The 6,284-nt window shown below is 68.5% G+C and carries 6 protein-coding genes and 1 pseudogene; 3 read left to right on the top strand and 4 right to left on the bottom strand.

The features are described from left to right. Positions 1–1,061 precede the first annotated feature (1,061 nt). The 3 genes from AX737_RS20395 to AX737_RS20380 all read left to right on the top strand — a co-directional run bounded on the left by AX737_RS20395 (position 1,062) and on the right by AX737_RS20380 (position 4,089). Complete coding sequence (locus tag AX737_RS20395) at positions 1,062–1,982, top strand: calcium-binding protein (protein WP_082773173.1); 921 nt, start codon at positions 1,062–1,064, stop codon at positions 1,980–1,982. Between the two features lie 692 nt (positions 1,983–2,674). Then, entirely contained in the window at positions 2,675–3,376 is a 702-nt protein-coding gene (locus AX737_RS33480) for a hypothetical protein (RefSeq protein WP_156453856.1), read from the top strand. Between the two features lie 53 nt (positions 3,377–3,429). Further along, positions 3,430–4,089, top strand: coding sequence for a hypothetical protein (locus tag AX737_RS20380; RefSeq protein ID WP_156453855.1), 660 nt, complete (start codon positions 3,430–3,432; stop codon positions 4,087–4,089). Between the two features lie 85 nt (positions 4,090–4,174). Here AX737_RS20380 and AX737_RS20375 read toward each other — a convergent pair whose 3' ends face one another. From AX737_RS20375 to AX737_RS36075, 4 genes and pseudogenes are all read right to left on the bottom strand, one after another. Next, positions 4,175–4,495 carry a hypothetical protein gene (locus AX737_RS20375; RefSeq protein ID WP_066924465.1) on the bottom strand — a complete coding sequence of 107 codons (321 nt, stop codon included), beginning with the start codon at positions 4,493–4,495 and terminating at the stop codon, positions 4,175–4,177. A 130-nt stretch (positions 4,496–4,625) separates the two neighbouring features. Continuing rightward, positions 4,626–4,832, bottom strand: coding sequence for a hypothetical protein (locus tag AX737_RS20370; RefSeq protein ID WP_066924463.1), 207 nt, complete (start codon positions 4,830–4,832; stop codon positions 4,626–4,628). Between the two features lie 18 nt (positions 4,833–4,850). Continuing rightward, positions 4,851–5,336: a hypothetical protein gene (locus tag AX737_RS36080; RefSeq protein ID WP_280949093.1), complete on the bottom strand. Its 486-nt coding sequence runs from the start codon at positions 5,334–5,336 to the stop codon at positions 4,851–4,853. A 138-nt stretch (positions 5,337–5,474) separates the two neighbouring features. Further along, positions 5,475–6,071, bottom strand: a pseudogene (locus AX737_RS36075) (ATP-binding protein); the annotation flags it as partial. Positions 6,072–6,284: the final 213 nt, after the last annotated feature.

Below are 6,284 nucleotides of genomic sequence, written 5' to 3'. Positions count from 1 at the left end.
CAAGCTCGCAGCCCTGCGGGTCCGGCTGCGAGCTTTATGAGTCTACGACCTAGAGCCTCGCGTCAGATAAGGCGCTTTGAGATCAGACCTGCCAAGGTGGCAGCCTAAGACGAAGCGTTCGTGCCGTAGCGCCGGACGCCGGTGGAGTGGATGGGCGGCGATCAGCGCTCATACGTCATCGAGGGCACAGGCTGACCCGATCCGGCGGATCTACCACGCGCCGCATCCGCTGCTCCTGCACGAACTGTGCGACCGCATGGCGGAACACGGTTGGGGGCGGTGTGCACAGTCTGTGAACTGACACAGCACCCAGGCCATCGAACGCGAAGGAGATCGCTGGCCACACCGCGGCGCTGCGACCGAAAGTCGTGCGGACGGCGATTGCAGGCGGCCACCGAGAAAAAAATCATCCCGGTCACCGCCTGCGCGCGCGCGAGTGGCCCGACAACGGCTGCGCTCTCCGAGGATCGATCACCGCGGCCCGCTTCCTCGGCTCTGTCGAGGAGCACCTGGGCCAGGCTCTCACGCGTGTCGGCACGGTCTTGCTCGACGAGATGTCGGCCCGCAGAGTCGGAGACATCGGCGGGCATATCGTGGCGGGTCTACCTGCTGGCTTGCACGGCCGGCCCAAACTCGGTCGAGTTGGCCAACGCGGACGTGATGGTCATGCTGCGCGCCAGCCGCACACTGCGGACAGCCATCTCAGGAGCCCCGTAAAGGACGCTCTCGCAGGCTGCACCGTCGCCGAATGTTACAACGCTATCGCAGCAACGGATTCGGACGCACAGGCTGGATCGAAGCGGACGCCGTTCTGGACGGGTGGAGCGACCCATCAGGCGATTGGCGTCGACCAGACGCGGGCGGTAGCGCGCGTCGCTCAGCAATCCGTTGCGCCGTGACGATTTTCTTGGAACTGAAATCCATCCCTAGCCGTATGAAGCGGATCGCCGCGTCCTGCGTTCGTCAACGTGCTCGGGAGCACGCAAGAACGTCAGGAGCAGAAAGAGAACAATTTATGGCTGGCCCAGGGTCCGCCATGATGGGGAAGTGAGCAACGCAAGATGACAACGGTTCAGGGGACACAAGCGGCTGATACCCTGCTGGGCAGCACAGGCGACGACGTATTGTTCGGCTACCGTGGCTCCGATCTGATCCGCGGTGACGCGGGCAGAGATCAGGCGTTCGGCGGCATGGACAACGACACGTTGTTCGGGGGCGAGGGCGATGACGTTCTCTACGGCGATTTCGGGGAGGATCTACTCTACGGTGATGCTGGGAACGACACCCAGCTCGGCGGACAGGGCAACGACAGCCTCTTCGGCGGAGATGGCAACGATGTTCTGTCCGGTAACCTCGGAGAGGATCCGCTCTTCGGGAATGCCGGGAACGACACGCTGTTCGGCGGGCAAGGCAACGATAGCCTCTTCGGTGGACGCGAAAACGACGTCCTCTTCGGCAACCTCGGAGAGGATCGGCTCTCCGGAGATGCCGGGAATGACACCCAATTCGGAGGACAGGGCAACGATAGCCTCTCCGGTGGAGATGGCGACGACGTTCTCTATGGCAACCTCGGCGAAGATCGGCTCTTCGGGGATGCTGGGAACGACACTCAGCTCGGCGGCGAGGGCAACGATAGCCTTTCTGGCGGAGATGGCAACGATGTTCTTTACGGGAACGCCGGAGAGGACCTGATCTTCGGCAATTCCGGCAATGATAAAATCTTCGGTGGCCAGGGGAACGATAGTATCTTCGCAGGACGTGGCGACGATATCATCAACGGCGATCTCGGGGACAACTTCATCTCGGGCGACCTTGGTACGGACGTTGCGGTGCTCGCCGGTCGGCGCTCCGATTATGCGGTGACGCGCAACAGCGACGGCAGCCTCGTCTTTGCTGGGACAAACGGCACTACGCGGGCTGTCTCGGTCGAGTTCTTCGATTTCGCCGATGGTCGGATCGCAGCGATCGACATCACGTCGTAATCAGCAGTCCTACTGGCTTGAATTTCACTGAAGCGCTCGGCGTGTTGCCGGTCCGTGGTCCCGGTCAACCCGGCTCACGCCGAGCGCGGTTCATGGAAGGGTGTGCGCTTGAGCGAATCCTTGCTCTGTCAGCCCCCAGCCACCCCGCAAAGCGTCCAATCGGGCACACCTCGCCAGCGCGATACTGCCCCAGGCCTCCGCGCCAAGTTTTTGTGGCAGAGCCTCCTCGCCTCGGCGATGCGCCGACCGGCTTTCCAGCGGAGGGCGGCTCGCCGAGATAGCGGTCACGACTGCGCGACCGGCAGGCGCCAGGCCTCCGTGCACGCAGGGATCAAATTCGCTTCAAACGCCCGCTTGGGTCCGGCCGGACCGGCTGGAGCCGGGCGAGACTGGACAGCATTACGAGCTTTGGGCGGACCCGCGAGTTGGGCTCGGCGAGAATCAGGGGGGCCGCCTGGCCCGTCATCGGGAGCCGCGGGCTACCGCAGCCTTAGCTTCCGAATGATGGTGGGGACGCTCCGCGGCACCGACGACCGACCGCCAACCGACCCAGTGCCCGAAACGCGTCGCGATCCCCTCCGCACGAGCCCGCCGGCCCGCCCGTCTTTGTCGGTCGCGCCGACGATGCCGGCCGGCGCCTGCTCCGGCACGAGGTCGAGCCCCCCTTCCCGGGCATCCACACGGTCGTCGTGGTGCTCTGCCGCGACGCCGGCGTGCTCGGCCGCGACCTCTCCGAAGCAGTCGAGGGTCTCCTGAGCCAACGCATCGCGGGCCTGCGCCGATACCAAGTCCGAAACCGCTATCAGATCCCGCCCCTGCGCAGCTCGCAACTCACCGACCTAAGACGTTGGCTGTCCGACCTGCGGGACCTGTTCTCCGCGGCGGGCCTTCCCCTGCTGCACCCGCAACGCAGGATGAACCGACGGACGCGGCGACGGGCGTGCCGGGAGCAGCGCGGCGCGAACGGTCACCCGAAGGTTCAGGCTTCAGGATCGCCCGAGACCGCTGCTGCGCGAGACCGATCCGTTGCGGGCACGGTGCGGGCGGTGCGCACCGGCTACCGCACCGACGTACCGGCGGGTTGCGGCACTTCGGGCAACGCGCGGGTCTACGACCTCAGCGACAGGGAGCTCGTGGCGCGCGCCGTCGTCGAGGGGGACTGGGTCGTCATCGAGGCCGGCGCGCTCGCCCGTCGCTCGGAGGTGCGGTGGAACCAGACCTGCCTGACCGCCAAGCGGCGGCGGCTAGTCACCGAGGGCCTGCTGCGACCGTTGCGAAGGCGTCCGCACCTCCTGAAGCTCCGTGCCCCGATCGCGGTCTCGTCGCTCATGAACGCGGCGCGCTTGCTGCGCGGCGACAACGCCCACGACCGCGTCTGGCAGCGCGTTCGCTGACCCTTCCTGATCCTGCCTGACACCACCCCCACCGCATCAGCTGGAGGCACGCCGTGACCCGCTTTACTCAGGCAATCGTCGATCATCCCTCCCCGAGCATCGGCCGCCCCTTCGAATCGGCCCGTCATGAACGACACGGCACCGAAGGCGGCCTGGCAGCGGGGCGACCCGGGCTGGCTCAGCGCCTCGACTGGGTGCTCCAGGCCCTGCCGGTGACCGTCAAGCCCCACGATCCCACGCTGCGCGCGCGCGTCGCCGCCCTCGACCCGAGCGGCGGGCTGGTCCTGCGTCGCCTGCGGCTCGCCGACGGTCGCGTCATTCACCTGATCGCGGTGCCCGCTCGCCTGCCGGAGCGCGAGCGCGTGATCGTCGAGCTGCGGCGGCTGCAGCGGCGCCTCTGGCGCAGCGGAACGCTGCTGCGCCTCGTCGGTGAGGCTGTCGTCGACCGTGAACCGCGCCTCGGCACCGCCCGGCTGATCGCGGCCCATGCCGGACGGGTGCCGTCGCGCAGGAGCCGGGAAATCCTGCGCCGAGGCCTGGGCGAGCGGGGCGGCAGCGCGACGGTCGGCGAGGCGCTCGGCTGGCTCGAAGGTGAGCGCGATGGGTTCGAGGCCCTGCTCGCGCTCCTCGCGCAGGGCGCGGCCCGGCTCGATCTCGACCGGCCGTTCGGGGCGGCGAGCCGCCTGAGCCTGGGTCCCCTCGCCGGACTCTGACGGCAGCCGATCCCGCGGGCGTCGCGCACGCCGGCGGCAGGGTACCCACACGACACAGCGCGAACCCGAGAAGCGTAGAGGCGCATCAGATGAGCGGAACCAGGCAGGAAAGTAACGGACAGGACGGCGGCGGGGCGCACGACAAGTCTGTCCACGGCGGCAACGACGGCCCCTTCCCCGCCGGGGGCGATCTTAAGGATTCCGTACCCGAGATCCCGCTCGATCCCGCCATGCTGATCGCGGAGTTGGCAATCGGGCGGGCACTGGGCAGCAGCGGGGCCGTTTCCAGGGCGCGCGCATCCGGAGCCGTGCCCGCGGTGATCCGGTCGAAGACGGCCAGCGTCTCCTCGAACTGGATCGCCGCCTCGACCGACAGGTAAAGTTCAACGGTGGACGAGTAGGTCATGATGTCGGTCTCCGTCCGGCAAAAAGCGTTCCGTTTCACAAATCCGAGGATCGGCCGTGCCGAGCGGAGCGGCCCAGCGGCGCCGCGCGGCGTGGCTTCCGCGCGAGGCCGGAGCATCGCGGGAGGAGGCTCAGGGTCCGCCGCCGGCGCGCGCAGCGACGTCGCCTCGCGCGGGCCCATCGATCTCCTGGCGGGTCCGTGCACGGGTCCGGCGCGCGCGCGGCGCCGGCCAAGCCGAGAGGATGCGGTCGATCTCGTGGGCCGTCAGCACGCGTCGGTCGAGCAGGGCGTCTGCCAGAGCGCAGATCGCGGCGCGGTCGGCCCGCTCCAGCGCCACGGCGCGGCGCAGCAGTTCCTACAGGTCGCACTCGACCGCGTCCGCGAGGGCGAGGTCGTACGAGAGCAGTCGGTCGGCCTCATCCGGATCGACCCTGCTGCAGAGCGGCCCGACGAGGCCGAGGGAAACTCGCTTCGCAGCGACGAGCCGGGTGGCGCTGCGGAGATCCTGCACGGCCCCGGCATGCGGTCCTGCCCCGAGCACGAGATCGGCGGCGCGCCCGGCGAGCAGCACGATGACGTGATCGTCGATCTGCTGCGCCGTCGGCGCCGACGGACCGCAGATGATTTCGGTCGATCCGGCCATGTCGCCCGTCGCAAGCATAGAGACGCGCGCGACGCGTTGACCGAGCCGGCGCGCCACGACCGCGTGAACCGCCTCGTGCAGGGCGATCAGGCGCAGGAACTCGGGCGAACGATCATCCCGTGGTCGGATCGAGTCGAGGAGATCGTCCAGACGTAAGGACCGATCCTCGCTGCGCGCCCGCTGCCGTGCCGCGCGCACCCACCCGGCCGCGTCGGCGCCAGTCGCCTCGAGGCCGATCCGCGCCGCCGTCGACAGGTCGGAGTCGGGGAGATCCGCGCCGAGGTGACTCCTCAGGATCGCCGCGAGATCGGTCTCGCCCGGAAGCCCGATCGTCAGGGTCTGATCGAGGCGGCCGAGCTGTCGGAGGGCGGGATCGACTTGATCCGGGAAGTTGCTGGCGGCGAGCAGTACGACCCCCGTGCCGGCCGCGCGTACCGCATCGATGCGCAGCAGCACGTTCGTGATGATCGGCTGCCACCAATCGGCCCGCTGCATGACCTCCATCCGGGACGGGAGCGCGTCCAACTCATCGATGAAACCGATGCAGGGTGCGCGCGCCAACAGATTATTGAAGAAACTATTCGACTCCTTCACGACCGAGTCTAGGTATTAGGGGCCATCGTTCAGCCAGTCGGCAATGCTTGTGTCGATCAGCGGTACGCCTGCGGACCTTGCCAAGGAGCTGACGAACGTCGTCTTTCCGACACCGGGCGGGCCCGCCAGCAGCGCGCCGCCCAGCACACCCGGGTCGAGCTCGCCCCCCCGCACCCGGCGCAGATCGGCCGCGAGGGCGAGGCCCCAGGTACCGACGGCGCCGTAGCCGGCGAGCGTCTCGAGCCGGGGCACCGCCGCGTTGAGGCCCGTGCCTCCACGCCGCGCCGACGTGCGCCGCAGGCGCGCCACAATCGCGGCGGGGGAGGTGCGCGGCCTCATGGCGGCAGAGAGATCATCGAGGGTCAGGCCCACGAGATCGGCAGCAGCTAGATCCGGCCGGATCCGCCGACGCGTGAAGATCCGGATGGCCCGCTCCATGAGGGCGCTGTCGGGCGGGTCGAGCGCGATCTGCAGGTTGGCGCCCCCGACGAGGACGGCGGGCAAGTGTTCGGGGGCGGTCGCGACGCCGACGACCTGTCGCCCGTGACGCAG

The sequence above is a fragment of the Methylobacterium sp. CCH5-D2 genome (assembly GCF_001556475.1).
Taxonomy (GTDB): Bacteria; Pseudomonadota; Alphaproteobacteria; order Rhizobiales; family Beijerinckiaceae; genus Methylobacterium; species Methylobacterium hispanicum.
This window is presented reverse-complemented; position numbering and strand designations above follow the sequence as displayed.